This is a genomic window from Rhizobacter sp. P2_H3 (assembly GCF_056403355.1).
The window spans coordinates 1-22788 of the sequence record NZ_JBFUFQ010000010.1; the positions used below are offsets into that span (position 1 = coordinate 1).

Here is a 22788-nt window from a genome sequence, read left to right on the forward strand (position 1 = left end):
CATCCTGAAGGTGCAGGAGATCCGCTCCTACGAAGCGCCCACCCGCATCGCCAACGCCCCCGCCTTCATCAAGGGCGTGGTCAACCTGCGCGGCGTCAGCGTCCCGATCGTCTACCTGCGACTGAAGCTCGGCTGCGACTCGAACGACTACAACAGCTGCACCGTCGTCATCGAGATGAACGAGCGCGGCCGCTGCGACGGCGCCGTCGACGACTCGGTCAGCGACGTGCTCGAACACTCGCGCGACTCCATCAAGCCGGCCCCCGAGATGGCCTCCGCCGTCGACACCAGCTTCATCACCGGCATCTCCAGCGTCAACGACCGCATGCTCATCCTGATGGACATCGAGGAGCTGATGGCCAGCGCCGAGATGGGCCTGATCGACAGCCCCTGACGTTTCCCCGCATTCCTCTCTTCTCTCCCCAAGGATTTCATGAACACGGCGCTTGACAGCCGCGGCTCGGTCGCGCGCAAGGTTTCGATCATCGGGGCGCTGAGCCTGTCGGTGGTCCTGTTCGCGATCTGCGCCACGATGAGCCTGGTGGCCGCCGACCGCTCGCGCGAGCGCATCGTCACCTGGGTGGCCGACAAGACGCAGTCGGTCGCCGATTCGATCGACGCGTTCGACATGACCTCGCGCGTGCTGGTCGAGAAGTTCTTCGCCAACTTCAAGAACGAGTTCAAGCAGCCCTTCACGCTGGACGAGGCGAGCACCACGCTGAAGGTCGGCGACACGCCGCTGAACGGCAACTTCACGCAGGTGGACGAGTTCGCGCAGGGCAGCGGCGGCGTGGCCACCGTGTTCGCCCGCAAAGGCGACGACTTCCAGCGCATCACCACCTCGCTGAAGAAGGAAAACGGCGAGCGCGCCGTCGGCACGATGCTCGGCGCCAGCCATCCGGCGCATGCGCTGATGATGGCCGGCCAGACCTACACCGGCCGCGCGGTGCTGTTCGGCACGCCCTACATGACCCGCTACGAGCCGATCAAGGACGCGGGCGGCAAGGTCATCGGCATCCTGTTCATCGGCTTCGACACCTCCGCCTTCCAGGCGGCGATCGACAAGCTGGCGAGCGACATCCGCTTCTTCGACAGCGGCGGCGTCTACGTGATCGACCCGAAGAAGTCGCCTGAAGAGGCGGTCTTCGTCGTGCACCCGAGCGCCAAGGGCAAGAAGGTGCTGGAGGCCTACCCGGACGCCAAGGCGCTGCTGGCCCGCCTCGAGACCGCCCCCGGCGGCTGGGCGAAGGACGGCGGCGCGGTGCTCGAGACGAAACACGACGACCACTGGGCGGTGCTGCGCAAGGCCAAGGCCGGCAACCAGTGGGTGGTGTCGGAGGTGTCGGACGGCGAGGCGATGAAGACCCACTGGGCCACCATCGTGCCGTTCGCGACGCTGCTCGGCATCGCCGCGCTGCTGCTCGGCGGCGGGCTGTTCCTGATGATGCGCCGCTGGGTCGGCCGCCCGCTGCAGGAGCTGTCGCGCGCCGTCACGGTGCTGGCGGCCGGCGACCTGACGCAGCCCTGCCACAGCGAGCAGCGTGACGAGATCGGCGCGCTGATCCGCAACGTCGAAGGCATGCGCCAGCGCTTCCAGCAGATGATCGGCTCGGTGCGCAGCTCGGTCGACTCGATCACGACCGCCAGCAGCGAGATCGCGACCGGCAACCAGGACCTGAGCGCCCGCACCGAACAGACCGCATCGAACCTGCAGCGCGCGGCCTCGTCGATGGAGCAGATCACCGGCACCGTCAAGCAGAGCGCCGACTCGGCCCGCCAGGCCAACCAGCTGGCCTCGTCGGCCGCCGAGGTCGCGGCACGCGGCGGCTCGGTCGTCTCGCAGGTCGTCACGACGATGGACGAGATCAATGCCTCGTCGAAGAAGATCAGCGACATCATCGGCGTGATCGACGGCATCGCGTTCCAGACCAACATCCTGGCGCTGAACGCAGCCGTCGAAGCGGCGCGTGCCGGCGAACAGGGCCGCGGCTTCGCGGTGGTCGCCAGCGAAGTGCGCAGCCTCGCGCAGCGCAGCGCCGACGCCGCCAAGGAAATCAAGGGCCTGATCGGCGCCAGCGTCGACCGCGTCGAGGCCGGCTCGCGCCTGGTGGCCGACGCCGGCAAGACGATGAACGAGATCGTCGGCTCGGTGCAGCGCGTCAGCGACATCATCGGCGAGATCAGCACCGCCGCCGCCGAGCAGAGCGATGGCATCGGCCAGGTCAACCAGTCCGTCAACCAGCTCGACCAGATGACGCAGCAGAACGCCGCGCTGGTCGAGCAATCGACCGCTGCCGCCGAAAGCCTGAAGGACCAGGCGGCCCGGCTGGCCCAGGCGGTCGGTAGTTTCCGTCTCCARCAGGCCTGAGCCCGCCGGCCGGGCCTGCACTCCGAACGATCGACAGGCCGCCTGGGAGGCGGCTCCAACAAGAAGGGAAGTTCGCGATGTTCTCGTTGTCTGCCATGCGCCTGGGTCCGCGTCTCGCGGTCGGGTTCGGTTCGATCGCACTGCTGTGCGCCGCGGCCGTCGGTTTCGGCCTCGATCGCATCTCGACGATGCGCACGCTGTCGGAGGAGCTCGGCGTGCTCGACACCGAGAAGCTGTCGCTGTCGGAGCGCTGGGGCCGCGCGATCGAGTCCAACACCGCCCGCAACTGGGTCGTGTTCTTCGCGAACGACGAACAGATCAAGACCCGCGTGCGCGCCGAGATGAAGGACGTCGTGGCGGCGCAGACCGAGCGCCTGAAGCGCATGCAGGAGATCGCCACCTCCGACGCCGACAAGCGGCTGCTGGAGGCGGTGAACGTGCAGCGCGACGCCTACCAGGGCCTGCGCAACGGCCTGCTCAAGCGCAAGGAAGCCGGCGAAGACGTGACGGCCGAGGTGATGGACAAGCTGTTCCCTGCGGCCAAGGCCTACAGCGACAGCGTCGAGAAGCTCATCCAGGGCCAGCGCGACAGCATGGCGGACACCAAGGAGCGGGCGGACCGCGCCGGCTTCGTCGGCATGCTCGCGCTCGGCCTGGGCGGCGCCGGCGCGATGCTGCTGGCCGCGCTGCTGGCCTGGCGCGTGACCCGCTCGGTCACGAAGCCGATCGCGCAGGCCCAGCGGATCGCCCAGGCGATCAGCGCCGGCGACCTGACGCAGCACATCCACGTGCAGGGCGAGGACGAAGCCGCCGAGCTGCTGCAGTCGCTGAAGACGATGCAGGAATCGCTCGGCCGCCTGGTCGGCCAGGTGCGCCAGAGCACCGACAGCATCTCCACCGCCAGCACCGAGATCGCGACCGGCAACCAGGACCTGAGCGCCCGCACCGAGCAGACGGCCTCGAACCTGCAGCAGGCCGCCTCGTCGATGGAGCAGCTGACCGGCACCGTCAAGCAGAGCGCCGATTCGGCCCGCCAGGCCAACCAGCTCGCGTCGTCGGCGGCCGAAGTCGCGGCACGCGGCGGCTCGGTGGTCTCGCAGGTCGTCTCGACGATGAACGAGATCAATGCCAGCTCGAAGAAGATCGCCGACATCATCGGCGTGATCGACGGCATCGCGTTCCAGACCAACATCCTGGCGCTGAACGCCGCGGTGGAAGCCGCGCGTGCCGGCGAGCAGGGCCGCGGCTTCGCGGTCGTCGCCAGCGAGGTGCGCAGCCTGGCCGGCCGCTCGGCCGACGCCGCGAAGGAAATCAAGAGCCTGATCGGCGCCAGCGTCGAGCGGGTGGATGCCGGCTCGCGCCTGGTGGCGGATGCCGGCCAGACGATGCAGGAGATCGTCGGCTCGGTGCAGCGCGTCTCGGACATCATCGGCGAGATCACCGCCGCATCGTCCGAGCAGAGCGACGGCATCGGCCAGATCAACACGGCAGTCACTCAACTCGACCAGATGACGCAACAGAATGCTGCGCTGGTCGAGGAATCGGCCGCCGCCGCCGAGAGCCTGCGCGACCAGGCACAACGTCTCGCATCGGTGGTCTCGACCTTCAGTCTGCCGCCGGCCGGCCGATAGACACCACACCGGCACCGTACCCGCCCAACGTTCTCCAGCTCTGCACAGGACCCCACCATGGACATGATCCACGAAGCTTCCCACGTGGCCCGGCACGAAGCCGCCCGCGCGGCCACCGCCGCCCAGTCCGGCGGCGAGTTCCTCACCTTCCGCCTGGGTGCCGAGGAATACGGCATCGACATCCTGAAGGTGCAGGAGATCCGCTCCTACGAGGCGCCCACCCGCATCGCCAACTCCCCGGCCTTCATCAAGGGCGTGGTCAACCTGCGCGGCGTGATCGTCCCGATCGTCGACCTGCGCCTGAAGCTCGGTTGCGACTCGAACGACTACAACAGCTTCACCGTCGTCATCGTGCTGAACGTGCGCGGCCGCGTCGTCGGTGCCGTCGTCGACTCGGTCAGCGACGTGCTCGAACTCTCGCGCGACTCCATCAAGCCGGCCCCCGAGATGGCCTCCGCCGTCGACACCAGCTTCATCACCGGCATCTCCAGCGTCAACGACCGCATGCTCATCCTGATGGACATCGAGGAGCTGATGGCCAGCGCCGAGATGGGCCTGATCGACAGCAAGCACTGATGCGGCAGCGCGAGCCATGGCCTTTCTCTCCCGCCTCTCGATCCGCTCGCGCCTCTATTTCGCGACCTGCTTCTCGCTGCTGCTGCTCGGCCTGATCGGCAGCATCGGCTGGGCCGCGCTGCACGGCACGCGCGGCACCGTGCGCACGCTGGTGGCCGACGACTTCGGCATGGCCTCCGACATCAGCGAGCTGCGCACGACGCTCGGCCGGCTGCGCCGCTTCGAGAAGGAGATGATCATCAACTTCAACAACGTCAACGAGGTCACCGACAACAAGGCCTTGTGGACGAAGGCGCATGCCGAGACGCTGGCGCGGCTGGGCGGCCTGGGCAAGCGCCTGGACGCCGAGCCGGCCAAGACGGTCGCCGCGGCGCTGGAACAGTTGAAGCAGTACCACGACGGCATGCTGCCGGTGATCGACCAGCTGGAGCGCGCGACCATCGACGGCGCCGTCGCCGGTGCCTACGCCGGGCAGCTGAAGGACAACATCGAGGCGGTCGAGAAGACGCTGGGCGTGCTGTCCGACGCCTCGCGCGAGCATGTGGCGGCCGGGCAGGCGGCGGTGGAGCAGGCGATCGGCACCCAGTCGGCGCTGCTGGCCGGCGGCGTGCTGCTGGCGCTCGCAGTGCTGTTGCCGCTGACCATGCTGACGGTGCGCAGCATCAACGCCTCGATCGCACATGCGAGCGGGCTGGCCCAGCGCATCGCGCAGGGCGACCTGTCGCAGGCGGTGGAGCCGCGCGGCGACGACGAGATCGGCCGGCTGCTGCACGCGATGGACGGCATGCAGAACGCGTTGCGCACGCTGGTCGCACAGGTCAAGCAATCGACCGACAACATCGCGACGGCGAGCGCCGAGATCGCGACCGGCAACCAGGACCTGAGCCACCGCACCGAGCAGACCGCGAGCAACCTGCAGCAGGCCGCCTCATCGATGGAGCAGCTGACCGGCACCGTCAAGCAGAGCGCCGATTCGGCCCTGCAGGCCAACCAGCTGGCCGCATCGGCCGCGGAAGTGGCGGCGCGCGGCGGCTCGGTCGTCGCCCAGGTCGTCTCGACGATGGACGAGATCAACGCCAGCTCGAAGAAGATCAGCGACATCATCGGCGTGATCGACGGCATCGCGTTCCAGACCAACATCCTCGCGCTCAATGCCGCGGTGGAAGCGGCCCGTGCCGGCGAACAGGGCCGCGGCTTCGCGGTGGTCGCCAGCGAAGTGCGCAGCCTCGCGCAGCGCAGCGCGCAGGCGGCCAAGGAAATCAAGGGCCTGATCGGTGCCAGCGTCGACCGCGTGGACGCCGGCTCGCGCCTGGTGGCCGATGCCGGCAGGACGATGGGCGAGATCGTCGGCTCGGTGCAACGCGTCAGCGACATCATCGGCGAGATCACCGCCGCGTCGTCGGAGCAGCGCGACGGCATCGGCAACGTCAATGCCGCGGTGACGCAGCTCGACCAGATGACGCAGCAGAACTCGGCGCTGGTCGAGGAGAGTGCGGCGGCCGCGGAAAGCCTGAAGGATCAGGCTCGCGTGCTGGCGGACGCGGTGTCGGTGTTCCGGCTCGCCTGAGCCTGCGCAACCGCACCCGGCTCGCGCGGCGCCTGCGTCCGCCTCGCGGAGAATGCAGCCTCCGCAACCGCTGCGTGCCTCGAATGACACTCACCAAGCTCCTCGGCATTCCCCTGCTGATGCTGCCGCTGCTGTCCCATTCCGTTCCCGTCGAGCTGAAGGCCTCGCCCGGCATGTACCTGTCTTGCCCCATCAAGACGCCGAATGCCGGCAACACCGTCACCGGATCGCTCCGCATCCTCACGACCTCGACCCATCCCCAGTGGGTACCGATGGCCGCGATCCTGGTCCTGGATGCTGACGAGCAGGCCTTGTACCGCATCGGCATGAGGGCCGGGTTCGATGCCGGGCAGTTCCTGACGGTCCAGGCCTTCCTCTCCAAGTCCGAGGAGACGACCACCGAACTGCTCGGCACGGTGCCTGCCGACGAGGCCGTGCGGATCCGGACGACGTGGAGCCCCCTCGGCTGGATCCAGGCCAGCGCCGCCGACTCCGGACAGCGGACTCTGTGGTTCAGCCGCAAGCCCGCAAGAGCCTTCGTGATGGTCTCGGGAGCCACCGCGCTCGTGGACCTGGACGACCCCGCGACACTGGACTGCGACGCCAGAACAACGATCGCACCGGACCTGATCGGCTCGTGGCGCGGAACGGACTCGACAGGAGCCAAGGCCCTGCTGCACCTGGACGCCGACGGCTATGCCTCGCTGGAGATGAACGGAGAGACCTGGGGCGGGCACGCCGCGTCCGGGGGCTCGCTGCGCTACCAGGTCGACCAGGGCAAGTCGCCGATGTGGATCGACTTCTTCACCGTGGCTGCCGACGGACGCGAGCTCGGCCGCATGCTGTGGACGATCGAGCGCATCAGCGCCACATCGCTGCGCGTGCGAGCGGGAGCCAAGCCGGACGAGCGCCCCAACCCCCCCGATCCGGCCAGCACGAAGTTCACGGCGACCCTCGAGAAATCGAGCGATCCGTGACCTCGGAACCGCGGTTCACTCCGCCGCGCGGCGCAGCGTCTCGACCACCGGCCGCGACACCACCTCGCGCAGCCCCCACCAGCCGGCCGCCAGCGCCAGCAGCGCACCGGCCACGCTGCCACCGAGCGGCAACCACGGCGACGGGTTCCAGCTGAACTGGAACACGTACTTCGCGAGCGCCCAGCCGACCACGGCCGCCGCCACCGACGCGAGGAAACCCGCCAGCGCGCCCACGCCCAGCAACTCGGCGCGCTGCACCTGGCCGAGCAGCCGCGCGCTCGCGCCCAGCGCGCGCATCACCGCGAACTCGCGGGCGCGCGCCTCGCGCGTCGCGGTGACCGCGGCGAACAGCACCACCAGCCCGGCCGCCAGCGTGAAGCCGAACAAAAATTCGACCGCGCGGATCACCTGGTCGAGCACCTGCTGGACCTGGCTGAGCGAGGCCGACACGTCGACCGCGGTGATGTTCGGGAATTCGCGGCTCAGCGCGTTGTCGAAGCCCGGCGTCGCCGGCGCGCGGAACGCCGTCAGGTAGGTGGCCGGCAGGTCCGGCATCCGCGCGTTCGGGAACATCACGAAGAAGTTCGCGCGCATCGAACCCCAGTCGACCTTGCGCAGGCTGGTGACCTTGCCCTCGGCCGCGATGCCGGCGATGTCGAAGCGCAGCGTGTCGCCGAGCTTCAGGTGCAGCGTCTCGGCGATGCCCTCCTCGACGCTCAGGCCGCCCGCCTCGTCTGGCGTCCAGCGGCCGGCGCTGACGGTGTTGTGATCGGGCAGCTTCGCGTCGTGGCTCAGGTTGAACTCGCGGTCGAGCAAGCGCTTGGCGCGCTCGTCTTGCAGGTCGTCGGCGCTGGTCGCCTTGCCGTTCACCGCGACCAGCCGGCCGCGGATCATCGGGTACCAGTCGTAGCGCGCGACGCCGGAGCTCTTCAGCCGCGCCTGGAAGGCCTCGCCCTGCTCGGGCTGGATGTTGATCACGAAGCGGTTCGGCGCATCCGCCGGCGTCGCGGCGCGCCAGCTGGAGATCAGGTCGGTGCGCAGCAGCACCAGCAGCATCAGCGCCAGCAGCCCGACGCTGAGCGCCGACACCTGCAGCACCGCGAAGGCCGGGCGCGCCGCGATCTGCCGTGTGGCCAGCACCAGCCAGCGCGGCGCGCGCGATTCGGGCACCGCACGGCGCAGCAGCTGCACCGCGATCCACGACAGCAGCGCGAACACCGCGATCGCTGCAGCGAAGCCGCCGACCGCGATCAGCCCGAGCGTCAGGTCGGACGACACCGCGAGCAGCAGCGCCGCGAAGCCGATCGCACCGGCCGCCAGCACCGCGATCGAGGCTGGCTTCAGCGCGCCGACATCGCGGCGGATCACGCGCAGCGGCGGCACCTGGGCCAGCTGCAGCACCGGCGGCAGGCCGAAGCCCATCAGCAGCGTGAAGCCGACGCCGATGCCGAACAGCGCCGGCCAGCCGCTCGCGGCCGGCAACGCGCTGTCGACCAGCCCGGCCAGCAGCCAGACGAACACGTAGTGCACCGCGAAGCCGAGCAGCACGCCGGCCACGCTGGCGAGCACGCCGACGATGCCGAACTCCAGCAAGTACTGCAGCGCGATCGTGCGCTGCGGCTGGCCGAGCACGCGCAGCATCGCGCAGTCGTCGAGGTGCCGGTCGGCGAAGTCGCGCGCCGCGATGCCCACCGCCACCGCCGCCAGCAGCGCCGCCAGCAGCGCGACGAGGTTCAGGAACTTCTGCGCGCGGTCCAGCGTCTGGCGCATCTCGGGGCGGCCGGTCTCCAGCGACTCGACGCGCATGCCGCGCAGCTGGCGGCTCTTCAGCTGGGCCTCGGTCCAGCTGACGAACTCGCGCAGCGCGGCTGCGCGGCCCTCCGGCGCGGCCACGGCCAGGCGGTAGGTGACGCGGCTGGCGGGCTGCACCAGCCCGGTGGCGGGCAGGTCGGCCTCGTTGAGCATCACGCGCGGCGCGAAGCTGATGAAGCCGGCGCCGCGGTCGGGCTCGATCACGATGATCGACGCGATGCGCAGGCTGGCATCGCCGAGCAGCAGCGCATCGCCGACCTTCAGCTGCAGCGCATCGAGCACGCCGGCATCGACCCACACCGTGCCGGCGGCCGGCGCGCTCGCGACCGTGCGCTGCGCACCGCCAGGTGCGTCGGCCAGCGTCAGCTTGCCGCGCAGCGGGTAGCCGCTGGTCACGCTCTTGACGGCCACCAGCCGCGAGGCGCCGCCCTTGTCGTCGGGCGCACGGCCCATGCTCGGGAAGGTGGCCGTCTGCGCGAGCGTGAGCCCGAGGCCGCGTGCACGCTCGGCGATGTCGGCCGGGGCCGGCTGGTCGCTCGCGACGATCGCGTCGCCGCCCAGCATCTGCCGGGCATCGCGCGCGAGGCCGGCATTCAGCCGGTCGGCGAAGAAGCCGACCGCGCTGAGCGCCGCCACCGCCAGCATCACCGCAACCAGCAGCAGCCGCAGCTCGCCGGCGCGGAAGTCGCGCGCGGCCTGCCGCCAGGCGAGGGTCCAGGCCGATGCGGGGCGGGCAGGCGCAGGCGACACGGGAGCAGCGGAATCGGCAGACGTCATCGGGATTTCTTTCGGATCGGGACCGGATCGTCCCATTGGCGCTTGCGTTCGAGCAAGTACTCGACGAAGGCCCGGACTTTCAGCGGGACATGCCGTGCATGCGGGTACAGCAGGTTGTAGGGCCGCGAGCGCCCGCCGAACGGCGCCAGCAGCTCGGTCAGGCGGCCGGCCGCCAGGTCGCCTTCGACGACGAAGCGGTAGGCCTGGAAGACGCCCGCGCCATGGCGGGCCAGCGTCACGCCGGCCAGCACGTCGTCGGCGCAGGTATAGCGGCCGGTGGTGAGCATCTCGACGTCGCGGCCGTCCTCGCGGATCAGCCAGGGGATCGGGCGGCCGTTGCTCGGCAGTTCGAACTGGATGCAGTCGTGGCCGGCCAGGTCCTCCGGTGTCGCCGGCGTGCCGCGGCGCGCCAGGTAGTCCGGCGCGGCGACGATCACCAGCTCGGCGTCTTCCAGGTGCCGGCAGATCAGCGTCGAGTCGTCGGGGGCGCGCACGCGGATCGCGAGGTCGAAAGCCTCGCCGCCGAAGTCGATGTTGCGATTGCTGACGTGCAGCTCGACTTTCACGTCCGGATGGGCCTGCATGAACGCCGGCAGCATCGGCAGCAGCCGGTGGTGGCCGTAGGTGGTGGGCACGCTGATGCGCAGCGTGCCCGAGGCCTGCGCCTGCTGGCCGCCGACCTCGCGCTCGGCATCGACCAGCTGGTCCAGCGCGGCGCGGCAGCGCTCGAAGTAGGAACGCCCGGCATCGGTCAGGCGGATCTGGCGCGTCGTGCGCACGAAGAGCCGCGCGCCCAGCCGCCCTTCGAGCCGGCCGATCGAGCGGCTGACCGCGGCCGGCGTCACGCCCGCGATCGTCGCGGCCGCGGTAAAGCCCTGGTGCTCGGCCGCGAGGCAGAACAGCTCGATGCTGCCCAGCATCACGTCGTCGAACTGCCGTTTCATGTCATCGCACCCAGCGGCCGCATTGATTACACCGTGTAGCGGCAGATGGTAAGCGAACCCCCTTTATCCCCAGGGGCCCGGTTCCTACAGTGAAGCCCTGTCCTTTCCTTCTTGTTCACAGGAGCCCGTTCACCATGAAACACGATCCCAAGACGGCCGTCATCACCGGCGCTTCCAGCGGCATCGGCGCCGCGCTGGTCAAGGCCTACCGCGAGGCCGGCTGGCGCGTGGTCGCCAACTCGCGTTCGATCCGCCCGAGCGACGACCCCGGCATCCTCGCGATCGCCGGCGACATCGCCGACCCGGCGACCGCCGAGCGCATCTTCAGCGAAGGCGTCGACCGCTTCGGCCGCATCGACACGCTGGTCAACAACGCCGGCATCTTCACCGCCAAGCCGTTCACGCAGTTCACCGCGGACGACTGGTCGGCGAACATCGCGATCAACCTCACCGGCTTCTTCCACGTGACGCAGCGCGCGGTGCGGCGGATGGAGGCGCAAGGGTCCGGCCACATCGTGCAGATCACGACCAGCATCGTCGACCAGCCGATCAACGGCGTGCCGGCGGTGCTGGCCTCGATCACCAAGGGCGGGTTGAATGCCGCGACCCGCGCGCTCGCGATCGAGTACGCGTCGCGCGGGATCCGCGTCAACGCGGTCTCGCCCGGCATCATCAAGACGCCGATGCACCCGCCGGAGAACCATGCGGCGCTGAGCGGCCTGCACCCGGTGGGCCGCATGGGCGAGATGAGCGACATCGTCGACGCGGTGCTGTTCCTCGAGAAGTCCTCGTTCGTGACGGGCGAGATCCTGCACGTCGATGGCGGGCAGTCCGCCGGTCACTGGTGAACCGCCATGCCGATCATCCGCATCGAAGTCACCCGTGAAGGCGTCACGCTGCAGCAAAAGAAGCAGTTGATCGCCGAAGCCACCGAGATGATGGTCCGCGTGCTGGGCAAGGACCCGGCGACGACCTTCGTGATCATCGACGAGGTCGAGACCGACAACTGGGGGGTCGCCGGCCGCACCGTCACCGAGCGCCGCAAGGACGAGGCGCAGGCCCGGGGGAAACTGGCCTAGGCCAGCAACCGGGCTGAACCCTGCGTGCAAATCCGACGAACCGTGCGGGGCACGCGGGGTGCTGCAATGGGGGCATGAACACCCTGCCCGCGATCTTCCTGTCCCACGGCTCGCCGATGCTGGCGCTGGAACCCGGCACCACCGGCCCGTTCCTGCAGCGCCTGGGCGCGGCGCTCGACGCCCACCACCCGCGCCCGAAGGCCATCCTCGCGGTGTCGGCGCACAGCCTGGCGCGCGAGCCGGTGCTGCTGGGCGCGGCCACGCACCAGGCGGTGCACGACTTCGGCGGCTTCCCCGACGCGCTGTACCAGCTGCAGTACAGCCCGCCCGGCGCACCGGAACTGGCCACGCAGGTCGAGGCGCGGCTGCGCGCGGCCGGCCTGCCGGTGCACCACAGCGAGGAAGGCGGCCTGGACCACGGCATCTGGAGCATGCTGCGCTTCATGCGCCCGCAGGCCGACATCCCGGTGCTGCCGCTCGCGTGGGTGCCCAACCTGCCGCCGGCGCAGCAGTTCGCGCTCGGCGAACTGCTCGCCTCGCTGGCCGACGAGGGCGTGCTGGTGATGGGCAGCGGCAGCATCACGCACAACCTGCGCCGCATCTTCAGCAACGGCCGGCCGGCGCTCGACGCGGCCGAGATCGCCGAGAGCGCGGGCTTCCGCCGCTGGATGCTCGAGCGCAGCGCCGCCCGCGACTGGGAGGCGCTGTTCGACTACCGCCGTCAGGCGCCCGCGGCAGTCGACATGCACCCGACCGACGAGCACCTGCTGCCGTGGTACGTGGCGGCCGGCGCCGGCGGCCGTGCGCACGCGCCCGAACGGCTGCACGAGGCGGTGACCTACGGGTGCCTGGGGATGGATGCGTATGCGTTCGGGCCCGGGGCCGCGGCGTTGAAGCAGCAACTCGCCGCCTGACGGGCGGCGGACCCTCAGCGCGCGAGTGCGACGACGCCGGAGGCCGGCGCACTCGCCGCGCGCGCGGCAGCCGCCGCGCGGTCGTCGCTGTACTGCTTCGCGAGCGCGGCGACGTCCTGCCCGGTGCGGGCGATCAGCATGCGCGCCGCGCCGATCTCGCCGAACTGGCTCATGTCGAGCACCCACCGGGTCTCGCGCTCGATCTGCGCGCACGACCACTCGGTGCCGGGCGCGGCGGCCATCGGCTTCAGTGCCTGCGACATCGCATCGCGCTCCAGGCGCAGCGCCTGCAGGCGCTCGGCCGGCCAGCCGACGCGCGCCCCGAGGGCCTGGCCGATCGCCATGTCGAGCAGCGTGGTCGAGCGCTTCGACAGCAGCTCGGCGATGTCGGCGCACACCTGCAGGCGGTTGCCGTCGCGCACCGCATTCGCATCGCAGTGCTGCATCAGCGTCTTCAGCCCCGGCATCGCCAGCGCCGACTCGATCGCCTCCGCGCGTGCCATCACCGCGCGGCGCTCGATGGCAGGCGTGCCCGGCGGCAGGTTGCGCAGCGCGAGCGCGCTGACCTGGCCCCAGCGCAGGTCGGCCGTCGTCGCCTTCGACGCCCGGTACAAGGCCTCGTCGACGAGGCCCGTCTCGCCGTGCTGGTCGGCCTCGGAAGCGACCTCCAGCCAGGCGTCGGCATTGTTCGGGTCGAGCGTCGCGAGCTGGCGTGTCGACAGCATCTGGCAGGCACCGCCGGGGCTCGCCCGGCACGCCCGCCACGCGAGCGTGTAGACGGCCGGCGAGCGCGTCGCGACCGCCATCTGCGCGAGCGCATCGCGCTGCGACGCATTGGCGCCGACGCGCGCCTGGCGCTGCAACTCGGATTCCCCGGGTTCGGCCGGCGCGTTGCAATCGGCCCCTTCACAGGCCTGCGGCGCATTCGCATGCGGCGGCCCTTCGTCGCGCTGCAGCAGCAGGCCGGCGGCGCGGGCCAGCTCGTCCGGCTGCTGGGCCAGGGTCGTGACCAGGCGCCGACGGGCCGCGTCGCCGGCCGTCGTGAACAGCGTGCGGTCGAGCGGCTGGCCGCCCTTCGCCTTCACGCGGCCGATGCCGCAGACCTCGATCTCGTCGGCCGCGAGCGGTGTGCTGGCCGCGGCGGCGGCGGCCGATGCCGCGTTGCCGTAGACGGCCGCGAAGCCGTCCATCAACGGCGGGCCGGGCATCGGGAAGGTCTGCGGTGCGGACGCTGCGGCGTCGGCAGCCTCGGCGACGACCGGCTCGACCGGTGGCACCGGGGCTTGCGGCGAGCCTTGCCAGACGAGCGCGAACAGCAGGGCGACCAAGGCCAGGCCCACCGTCGCGCGGACCGCATTGCCGGGCGGCGCGCTCATACACCCCCCTCGGCAATCGCCTCCTTGACGGCCGCGACCTGCCGCCGCGACACCACCAGCCAGTCGTCGACCGGCGCGACACGCACCACCCAGCCTTCGGCCGGCTCGCCGCCATCCTCGCCCGGCAGCGTGCGCCGCTCGAGGGCACGCAGCGCGCGCCGCGCGACCAGCGCGTTGCGGTGGATGCGCAGGAAGCGGTCGCCCAGGCGCTGCTCCAGGTCGGTCAGTGCATCGTCGAGCACATGGGTGTGGGTGGCGGTGCGCAGGGTCACGTACTTCAACTCCGCTTTCAGGTACAGCACTTCGGACACCGGCACGCGCAGCTTGCGGCCGAGGTCGTTCACGAGGATCACCGGTTCGTCGTCGGGCACCGCCGCGGCAGGTGCCGCTCGCGGTGCCAGCCGCTGCACGACGCGCTGCAGCGCCGCCTGCAGGCGCTCGCGGCGCACCGGCTTGGTCAGGTAGTCGGCGGCATCGAGCTCGAAGGCCTGCAGCGCATGCTCGGCGTGTGCGGTGACGAACACGATGGCCGGCGGGTCGCTGCGGCGGCGCAGCTGGGCGGCCAGCTGGCGCCCGTCGGGGCCGGGCATGTGGATGTCGAGCAGCAGCAGGTCGCAGGCGTTCGCGGCCAGCCATTCGAGCGCCTGCTGCGCATTGCCGGCCTCGCCGACCACCTCGGCGCGCGGTTCGACGCAATCGCCGACCAGGCCGCGCAGGCGCAGCCGCGCCAGCGGCTCGTCATCGACCAGCAGCACGCGCAGCGGCGCCAGGGCGGAGGGGGTGTTCATGACAGGCAATTCACAGCGGCACCACGATCTGGACGCGGAACACGTCGCGGTCGAGCTGGGTCTCGAACTGCGCGGCGACGTCGTGCATCAGCTTCAGCCGCTCGCGCACGTTGCGCAGCGCCATGCCGCTGCCGGGGCGCGAGCCGGAACGCGGCACGGTGTTCGCGATGCTGACCACCGCATGCGCCCGCTTGACGCGCGTGCGGATGCGGATCACGCCGCCGTCGGGCGAGGGCTCGACGCCGTGGCGCACCGCGTTCTCGACCAGCGGCTGCAGCAGCAGCGGCGGCACGCGTGCGGCGCCGGCGTCTTCGTCGAGGTCCCAGCTGAGCTGCAGGCGCTCGCCGAAGCGGATCTGCTCGATCGCCAGGTAGCGCTGCGCGAGGGCGATCTCTTCGCTCAGGCTGACCGATTCGTCGGTCGCGCTGAGCGCGACGCGGAACAGCTCGGCCAGGTCCTCGAGCAGGTGCTCGGTGCGGGCCGGATCGAGCCGGGCCAGCGCGATCGCGGTGTTGAGCGTATTGAACAGGAAGTGCGGGCGGATGCGCGACTGCAATTCGGCCAGCCGGGCCGCGGTGTCGGCCGGCAGCCGGGCGCGGGCGCGCAGCGTCAGCCAGTAGAAAAGCGCGGCGGCGAGCGCGGCACCGGCCAGCAGCGGCGCGGCCAGCCGCATCGTGTCCTGCAGGCGGATGTCGACCGCCACCAGCAGCGCCCAGCCGAACGCGCCGCTCAGGCCGCCGATGCAGACCGCGGCGCACCACTGGCCGGCCACCGGCAACCGGGCGAGCGGCCGCTTGAGCAGGCACACCGAGACCAGCCACAGCAGCACCGCCGGCAATGCGACGCCGGTAGCCTGGCCGAGCAGGTTCAGCCAGGCCGACAGCGTGGGCGCCGCGAAGCTGACGCCGATCGCGACGACGGCGTGCACGAAGAACAATGCACGCAGCACGACGCCGACGTGGCAGACGTCGAAGGCCGACACCGGCCCGAGCGGCTGGCGGGCCAGCGGCACCGCGCCGAAGTTGGTGGAATTGAAGATGCTGCTGCCGCGCTGCTCGTCGGGCCGGGTCGACTCGGACCACAGCGGCGCCGGGCGGCTGGGCGTGGGGGCGAAGGCGGAGGTGGTCGCGTGGGGTTCGGGCATGGCGGGGTGGGCCGAATAGAATCCGGGGCTTCCCCCGGTGCCTGCGGCCACCAGTGCATTGTCGCCAACTGGCGCCGCCCGGCAACCGAGCCTACCAAGCGTTACACGACGCCCCGTTCCGAGCGCCCCCGACGATGTCTGCCAATCAACTCGACAAGAAATCCGAAGCCTGGTCGGCCCTGTTCTCCGAGCCGATGAGCGACCTGGTGAAGCGCTACACCTCGAGCGTCGGCTTCGACAAGCGGCTGTGGAAGGCCGACATCGCCGGCAGCCTGGCGCATGCCGAGATGCTGGCGGCGCAGGCGGTGATCGGCGCGCAGGACCTGGCCGACATCCGGCGCGGCATGGCGCAGATCACGCAGGAGATCGAGTCCGGCGCGTTCGAGTGGAAGCTCGACCTGGAAGACGTGCACCTCAACGTCGAGGCGCGGCTCACGCAGCTGGTGGGCGATGCCGGCAAGCGGCTGCACACCGGCCGCTCGCGCAACGACCAGGTGGCGACCGACGTGCGGCTGTGGCTGCGCGACGAGATCGATGCGCTGCTGCCGTTGCTGGCGGGGATGCAGCAGGCGCTGGTGGGCGTGGCGGAGCGGCATGTGGAGACCATCCTGCCGGGCTTCACGCACATGCAGGTGGCGCAGCCGGTGAGCTTTGCGCACCATCTGCTGGCGTACGTGGAGATGTTCGCGCGCGATGCCGAGCGCCTGGCCGACGTGCGCAAGCGGGTGAACGTGCTGCCGCTGGGCGCGGCGGCGCTGGCCGGCACCAGCTACCCGCTGGACCGCGAGCGCGTCGCGAAGACGCTGGGCTTCGACGGCGTGTGCCAGAACAGCCTGGATGCGGTGAGTGATCGCGATTTCGCGATCGAATTCGCGTCGTTCGCGAGCATCACGATGATGCATGTGTCGCGGCTGGCCGAAGAGATCGTGCTGTGGATGAGCCAGAACTTCGGCTTCATCAACCTGGCCGACCGCTACTGCACCGGCTCGTCGATCATGCCGCAGAAGCGCAACCCCGATGTGGCCGAGCTGGCGCGCGGCAAGAGCGGCCGGGTGGTGGGCCACCTGATGGGCCTGCTGACGCTGATGAAGGGCCAGCCGCTGACGTACAACAAGGACAACCAGGAAGACAAGGAGCCGTTGTTCGACGCGGTCGACACGGTGCGCGACACGCTGCGCATCATGGCCGAGATGGTGGCCGGCATCGTCGTGAAGCCCGAGGCGATGGAGCGTGCGGCGCTGAAGGGCTATGCGACGGCGACCGACCTGGCCGACTACCTGGTGAAGAAGGGCCTGCCGTTCCGCGATGCGCACGAGGTGGTGGCGCATGCGGTGAAGTTCGCGCTGAGCGAAGAGCGCGACCTGGGCGACCTGCCGCTGGACGTGCTGCAGGGGTTCCATGCGGCGATCGGCCCGGACGTCTTCGATGTGCTGACGCTGCGCGGCTCGCTGAACGCACGCAACGTGCTGGGCGGCACGGCACCCGACCAGGTGCGGGCGCAGCTGGCACGGCACAAGGTCCGGCTGAAGTGACGCGCCGCCGGGGGATGCGCAGCGCATGGCTGCTGGCGGCGGCCTGCGCGCTGTCGGTGTTCGCGGCGGTGGCGCAGGCCAAGCCCGGGCTGCCGGAGCTGCGCGGCGAGGCGCTGACCCGCTTGCGTGCGACGGCCGCCGCGAAAGAGTCGCTGATCGGGCTTGCACCGTTGCCGCCGGCCAAAGACGCCGCGGCCGAGTACCTGGCCGACCTGTTCCAGGACGAAGGCTTCATCGCGGTCACGCGTGCCTGGCTCGACAGGACGCAGGCCACCAGCAGCGACGGCGTCTACCGCGAATGGGCGCGCTACTACGAAGAGACGATCAGCGCCGGTGTGGCCCTGCTGGACGACGAAGACCTCGCGACCTTGACCCGCAGTGTCCTGCTGCGGTGGCTGGACGGCTCCGGCCAGACGTGCGCGCGGCTGATGGCGGCGACCCGCGTCGAGCAGCTGGACGGCCTGCGGCCGTACACGGAAGCCGAGCTGTCCGGCTACTTCCGCATCCTGAAGCGCGCCTACGTCGGCGCACTGGCCAACGAGAAGCCGCGTCCGTCGGCCACCGAGGAACAGCTGGCGCGGGGGGGCCTGGAGATGTTGATCGCAGTCCCGCAGGAACAGCGTGGGCGGTTGATCGGGCTGGTATCCGGCAACTTTCCGGAGGTCATCACGCCCGAGATCTGCGCCGACCTGCAGGCCATGGTCAAGGCGATCGACAAGGTGCCTGGGGAGGACGGCGCCGCGTTGCGACGCGAATTCAATCTGTCCGTCGTCCGCGGCGCCTTCGACACCGACCCGCCGAAACGCCGGGTGGCTTCGGAAGTCAGCGGCACCTCGGCCAACGGCATGTTCGAACCGGGCCCGATCCAGCTTCACTATCCGCCGACAGCCGCCAAGGCCGGCGTCGAAGGCGAGATCGTCGTGCGGATCTGGGTTGACGGGCAGGGCTACGCGCAGCGCGTGAAGACCATGAAGCACGACTTCAAGCCCGCCGTCGTAACGCTGGAAGACGGCACCGACGTGCCATCGCAGGAGCTGTTCGAACCCCTCGTGATCGCGTACTACCAGTCGGGCCGCTTCCAGCGCCGCTTCAAGGATGGCCAACCGCGGCCTTACACCGCCGAGATTCCGATGAGCTGGAAGCTCGAGTAGCCGCGCCCCTCCTTTGGAGGGGGTTTCCTTTCCGAGGCGAAAACCTAGACTTCCCCGCACTCGAACACGGAGGGAGTCCATGAAGAAGCTCATCGCACTCGCGACCAGCCTGCTGCTGGCCGCCTGTGGAGGCGGCGGTTCGCCTGATTCGTCGCCATCGTCGCCACTGTCGTCACCCACCGCGCTGACCGAACGCGCTGCTGCCGCCGACCCGGCGGCCTCGGCGGCTACGGTGGACCCGCTGGCCCGCGTCAACGCCTACATCGGCACCGGCATCGGGTTTCCGAACCTGCAGGACCGGCCGCCTGAAACCCTGTCGGGCAGCACCTACCCGGGCGCGGCCCTGCCCTTCGGCATGGTGCAGTTCAGCCCCGACACCGGCTACGGCGAGGCCAACGCCCACGGCGGCTACAACTACGCGAAGCCCATCATCCAGGGCTTCAGCCTGGTCCATGCCAGCGGCACCGGCTGCCCGGTGCAGCAGGATGTTTCGATCCTGCCCTTCGCCGGCCCCGTCGGCCCCTCGCCCGCCGCCAACCTTGCCCGCTACCAGATGCCGTTCACGCACGCCGGCGAGCAGATCTCGCCGGGGTTCTACGGCGTGACCGCGAGCAATGGCCAGGGCGCCGAGCTGACGGTGTCGCGCCGCGGCGGCTTCGCGCGCTTCAGTTTCCCGGACAGCGCCATCGCAAGCGTGATCCTCAATGTCGGCCGCAACGCCAGCACCGGGCGCAATGCCCAGCTGCAGCTGGTCGGCGACAACACGATCGAAGGCGTCGTGGAGGGCGCGGGCGTGTGCGGCAACGGCCGCTACACCGTGTACTTCCACGGCCGCTTCGACCGGCCGTTCAGCAGCTTCGGCACCTACCGCGCATCGGCTGTGAGCCCCGGCTCGCGCACCACGGTGCTCGGCCCGCAGACCGGCGGCTGGGTCACGTTCGCCGACAGCACGCCGGTGCAGCTGCGCATCGCGGTGTCGTATGTGAGCGTGGCGAACGCCCGGCTGAACCTGCAGGCCGAGCTGGCCGGCACAGACTTCGACGGCGTGCGCCAGCAGGCCCGGGACACCTGGGGCGAGATGCTCGGGCGCATCCAGGTCGACGGCAACGGCAGGCCTGACGACGAGGTGAAGTTCTACACCGCGCTGTACCACGCGCTGCTGCACCCGACGCTGTTCAGCGACGTCAACAACCAGTACGTCGGCTTCGACAACGTCGTCCGCACGACCAGCGGCTGGGACAAGTACGCCACCTTCTCCGGCTGGGACACCTCGCGCTCGCAGATGCAGCTGGTGGCGTGGCTCGCACCGAAGCAGGGCAGCGACATGGCGCAATCGCTGGTGGTGGATGCGCTGGCCAGCAACGCCGGCTTCCCGCGCTGGCCGATCGCGAACAGCGACAGCTGCATGATGTTCGGCGACCCGGGAGCGGTGATTGTGTCCAGCCTGCATGCCTTCGGCAGCACGGACTTCGACACCGCGGCGGCGCTGGCGGTGATGGAGCGCGGCGCCAGCACGCCCTTCCTGCGCTCGCGCGATTGCGAGACGCGGCCTGGCCTGTCGCAGTACCTGAGCCTGGGCTACATCCCGTACGGGCAGGGCGCGGCGGCCGCCAACACGCTGGAGTACGCGCTGGCCGATGCGGCGATCGGCCAGTTCGCCGGCGCGCTGGGCGATGGTGCCAAGCGGGATCTCTACCTGGCGCGCGGCCAGGCCTGGAAGACGCTGCTCGGGAGTTCGGGCTACATGCAGCCGCGCAACGCGTCGGGCAGCTTCGTGGCGCCGTTCAACCCGGGCCGCAACGACGGCGGCACGTTCGGCTTCGGCAACCCGGCGCAGTACACCTTCATGGTGCCGCAGAACTACCGGGGCCTGATCGACCGGATGGGTGGCAATGGCGTCGCGGTCGCGCGGCTGGACGAGCATTTCCAGCGCCTGAACAGCGGCTCGACCGGGTTGCAGGCCTTCATGTCGCTGGCCAACGAGCAGGGCACGCCGTGGGCCTATGCATTCGCCGGGGCGCCGTGGAAGTCGCAGGCGGTGGTGCGTCGCATCCTGGACGAACAGTATGCGAACCGTCCCGAGGGGCTGATGGGCAGCGACGACCTGGGCTCGCTGTCGGCCTGGTATGTGTGGGGTGCGCTGGGCCTGTACCCCGAGATCCCGGGTGTCGGCGGCTTCGTGCTCGGCAGCCCGCTGTTCCCGCGCACCGTGGTGCGCATGGGCAACGGGCACACGCTGACGATCAATGCGCCGAATGCGGGGACGCTGGGCATCTACATCGCCGACATGGCGATCGACGGCCAGCCGTCCACGCGCACCTGGCTGCCGTTGACGCAACTGGCGGAGGACACGGTGATCGACACGGTGTTGGTGCCGATGCCGATCCCGGCCTGGGGGAGTGCACCGGGGGATGCGCCGCCGTCTTTCGACACTCCATGAGGTTGGTTCACTGCGTGGGGCTGCTGCCGGGTCTCGCCCCGGACGCTGCGCTGTGCGGGCAGGTTTCGCCCTGCCGGGCGAGTCACTTTCATTTGGCAAGGCAAATGAAAGTGACTCGCCCGCCGGGGCGAGACCCGGCAGCAGCCTCACGCAGTGAAAGGAAGCCCCCGCAGGGAAGAGAAAGCCCTCGCGCAGCGAGTCCCCCACCGGGAAGTCGCCACATGCTGCACATCCATCCGCGGCTCCACCATCGTGCTGCCATTGGCTTGCGGCACGCCGCGCGTCATGCGCTCGGTCATGTCGGTGGCGGCATTGCCGATGTCGATCTGGCCAACCGCGATGTTGAACGGCCGGCCGTCCAGCGAGCTGGCCTTCGTCAGCCCGCTGATCGCATGCTTGGTGGCGGTGTAAGGCGCCGAGAACGGCCTCGGCGCATGCGCCGAGATCGAGCCGTTGTTGACGATGCGCCCACCCTGCGGCGTCTGCGCCTTCATCAGTCGGAACGCCTCCTGCGTGCACAGGAAGGCGCCCGTCAGGTTCACGTCGACCACCGCCTTCCACTGCTCGTAGCTCAACTCCTCGATCGGCATCGCCGGCGTGCCGGCACCGGCATTGTTGAACAACAGGTCGAGCCGGCCGAAGCGCTCGCGCGTAGCCGCGAACAATTCCTTCACCGACGCCGGATCCCCCACATCGGTGGGCACCGCCAGCGCATTCGCGGCCCGCTCGCCCGCCTGCGCCAGCGTCTGCTGCAGCGGCTCGGCGCGGCGGCCGGCCAGCACCACGCCCCAGCCCTCGCGCAGCAGCGCCAGCGCACACGCGCGGCCGATACCGGTTCCGGCACCGGTGACAAGAGCGATCTTCGACGGCGCGGCGGCTGCATTCATGGCGACGGACTCCCGGTGTCGGTGTCTGCCGACGGCAACTCGAAGCTGTCGGCAAAAGTGAAGAACAGCGATGCGTAGAAGGCGCTCAGGATCATCAGCCAGACCGGCAGCATCAGCACCTTGCCGACTTCCAGCTGGCCGAGCAGCGACGACACCAGGCTCACCAGGATGACGGCCGCCAGCGCCGTACCGAACCAGACGAGCATGTAGATGGCGAAGGCGCCGCGGTTGCGCCAGCACGCCACCAGGCTGAAGAACAGCGCCTTCGACGCGCTCATGCCGCCCCAGTGCACCAGGCCCGGCGCATGCCACCAGACCACGCTCAGCACCGAGCTCAACGCGAAGAGCACCAGCATGCCCAGCTGCAGGTGGCCGTCGGACAGGCGCGCGTCGAGCACCTCCGGCGGGGTGTTGGCGCTGTACAGCAACTGCTGCAGTTCGATCACCCGCGAGCCCGCGATGGCATAGGTCAGCAACCAGATCAGGAAGGCCGCCAGCGCATAGCCGGCATAGAGCCACAGCTGCGCGCGCCGCCGCGGCCCGTCGACGCGCAGCGGCGCGATGAACACCGTCGGCATCGGCGAGCGGCCGGCCAGCGTCAGGCGCGTGGCGATCATGAAGCCCAGCGACAGCAACGGGAACGCCCCGAGCAGCAGGAAGGGCCCGAGCAGCGGAATGAAGGCGAGCACGAAGCTCGCGAACAGCGACAGGCCGAGCAGGCCGGAGTAGGCGAGCGGCCGCGTCGCGAAGGCGGCCACGCCCTGGCGCACCCAGAGGGCGCCGCGGCTCGCGGGAACATGCTGGAATTTCATCGGTCAGCCATCG

General features: G+C 70.2%; 19 protein-coding genes. 12 read left to right on the plus strand and 7 right to left on the minus strand.

Annotated features, from left to right (window positions below; translation table 11 throughout):
• From AC1D1T_RS03380 to AC1D1T_RS03405, 6 genes are all read left to right on the plus strand, one after another.
• On the plus strand, positions 1-394 hold a 394-nt coding region (locus tag AC1D1T_RS03380), incomplete at its 5' end, for a chemotaxis protein CheW (protein ID WP_477991403.1).
• Positions 395-433: 39 nt separating this feature from the next.
• On the plus strand, positions 434-2368 hold the full coding sequence (locus tag AC1D1T_RS03385; protein WP_477991405.1) for a methyl-accepting chemotaxis protein: 1935 nt from the start codon (positions 434-436) through the stop codon (positions 2366-2368).
• Positions 2369-2445: 77 nt separating this feature from the next.
• Complete coding sequence (locus AC1D1T_RS03390) at positions 2446-3999, plus strand: methyl-accepting chemotaxis protein (RefSeq protein ID WP_465113671.1); 1554 nt, start codon at positions 2446-2448, stop codon at positions 3997-3999.
• A 57-nt stretch (positions 4000-4056) separates the two neighbouring features.
• Entirely contained in the window at positions 4057-4575 is a 519-nt protein-coding gene (locus tag AC1D1T_RS03395; RefSeq protein WP_047511018.1) for a chemotaxis protein CheW, read from the plus strand.
• 16 nt (positions 4576-4591) lie between these two features.
• Positions 4592-6142: a methyl-accepting chemotaxis protein gene (locus tag AC1D1T_RS03400; RefSeq protein WP_477824892.1), complete on the plus strand. Its 1551-nt coding sequence runs from the start codon at positions 4592-4594 to the stop codon at positions 6140-6142.
• An 83-nt stretch (positions 6143-6225) separates the two neighbouring features.
• Entirely contained in the window at positions 6226-7119 is an 894-nt protein-coding gene (locus AC1D1T_RS03405) for a hypothetical protein (RefSeq protein ID WP_477840584.1), read from the plus strand.
• Positions 7120-7134: 15 nt separating this feature from the next.
• On the opposite strand, the gene AC1D1T_RS03410 is transcribed toward AC1D1T_RS03405, so the two are convergent.
• Together AC1D1T_RS03410 and AC1D1T_RS03415 are read right to left on the minus strand one after the other, a co-directional pair.
• Positions 7135-9708 (minus strand): ABC transporter permease, encoded by a 2574-nt coding sequence (locus tag AC1D1T_RS03410; protein WP_477824894.1) that lies wholly within the window; start codon positions 9706-9708, stop codon positions 7135-7137.
• Positions 9705-10652 (minus strand): LysR family transcriptional regulator, encoded by a 948-nt coding sequence (locus AC1D1T_RS03415; protein ID WP_477824895.1) that lies wholly within the window; start codon positions 10650-10652, stop codon positions 9705-9707. The genes AC1D1T_RS03410 and AC1D1T_RS03415 overlap by 4 nt, the downstream gene beginning before the upstream one ends.
• A gap of 134 nt (positions 10653-10786) precedes the next feature.
• Here AC1D1T_RS03415 and AC1D1T_RS03420 point away from each other — a divergent pair, with 134 nt between their 5' ends.
• The 3 genes from AC1D1T_RS03420 (at position 10787) to AC1D1T_RS03430 (ending at position 12645) form a co-directional block, all read left to right on the plus strand.
• Entirely contained in the window at positions 10787-11500 is a 714-nt protein-coding gene (locus AC1D1T_RS03420) for an SDR family NAD(P)-dependent oxidoreductase (RefSeq protein ID WP_477824896.1), read from the plus strand.
• A gap of 6 nt (positions 11501-11506) precedes the next feature.
• Positions 11507-11731, plus strand: coding sequence for a tautomerase family protein (locus AC1D1T_RS03425; RefSeq protein ID WP_477824897.1), 225 nt, complete (start codon positions 11507-11509; stop codon positions 11729-11731).
• A 74-nt stretch (positions 11732-11805) separates the two neighbouring features.
• On the plus strand, positions 11806-12645 hold the full coding sequence (locus tag AC1D1T_RS03430) for a dioxygenase family protein (RefSeq protein ID WP_465113679.1): 840 nt from the start codon (positions 11806-11808) through the stop codon (positions 12643-12645).
• Between the two features lie 14 nt (positions 12646-12659).
• Here the strand turns inward: AC1D1T_RS03430 and AC1D1T_RS03435 are convergent, their stop codons facing one another.
• From AC1D1T_RS03435 to AC1D1T_RS03445, 3 genes are read right to left on the minus strand one after another with little or no spacing between them, the layout of a single operon-like run.
• Positions 12660-14021, minus strand: a complete 1362-nt coding sequence (locus AC1D1T_RS03435) for a hypothetical protein (RefSeq protein WP_477840586.1) — start codon at positions 14019-14021, stop codon at positions 12660-12662.
• A complete protein-coding gene (locus AC1D1T_RS03440) occupies positions 14018-14809 on the minus strand; it encodes a LytR/AlgR family response regulator transcription factor (protein ID WP_465113681.1) in 792 nt (263 codons plus the stop codon). The genes AC1D1T_RS03435 and AC1D1T_RS03440 overlap by 4 nt, the downstream gene beginning before the upstream one ends.
• Positions 14810-14819: 10 nt before the next feature.
• Positions 14820-15953 carry a sensor histidine kinase gene (locus tag AC1D1T_RS03445; protein ID WP_047510981.1) on the minus strand — a complete coding sequence of 378 codons (1134 nt, stop codon included), beginning with the start codon at positions 15951-15953 and terminating at the stop codon, positions 14820-14822.
• A 134-nt stretch (positions 15954-16087) separates the two neighbouring features.
• Here AC1D1T_RS03445 and argH point away from each other — a divergent pair, with 134 nt between their 5' ends.
• The 3 genes from argH to AC1D1T_RS03460 all read left to right on the plus strand — a co-directional run bounded on the left by argH (position 16088) and on the right by AC1D1T_RS03460 (position 21076).
• Entirely contained in the window at positions 16088-17485 is a 1398-nt protein-coding gene (argH, locus tag AC1D1T_RS03450) for an argininosuccinate lyase (protein ID WP_477824899.1), read from the plus strand.
• A complete protein-coding gene (locus tag AC1D1T_RS03455; RefSeq protein ID WP_477991407.1) occupies positions 17482-18636 on the plus strand; it encodes an energy transducer TonB in 1155 nt (384 codons plus the stop codon). Before argH ends, AC1D1T_RS03455 begins: the two co-directional genes overlap by 4 nt.
• Before the next feature lie 79 nt (positions 18637-18715).
• Positions 18716-21076 (plus strand): GH92 family glycosyl hydrolase, encoded by a 2361-nt coding sequence (locus tag AC1D1T_RS03460; RefSeq protein WP_477824901.1) that lies wholly within the window; start codon positions 18716-18718, stop codon positions 21074-21076.
• Between the two features lie 146 nt (positions 21077-21222).
• On the opposite strand, the gene AC1D1T_RS03465 is transcribed toward AC1D1T_RS03460, so the two are convergent.
• Entirely contained in the window at positions 21223-21963 is a 741-nt protein-coding gene (locus AC1D1T_RS03465; RefSeq protein WP_477991409.1) for an SDR family oxidoreductase, read from the minus strand.
• Complete coding sequence (locus AC1D1T_RS03470) at positions 21960-22775, minus strand: BPSS1780 family membrane protein (RefSeq protein WP_156155041.1); 816 nt, start codon at positions 22773-22775, stop codon at positions 21960-21962. The genes AC1D1T_RS03465 and AC1D1T_RS03470 overlap by 4 nt, the downstream gene beginning before the upstream one ends.
• Positions 22776-22788 lie beyond the last annotated feature (13 nt).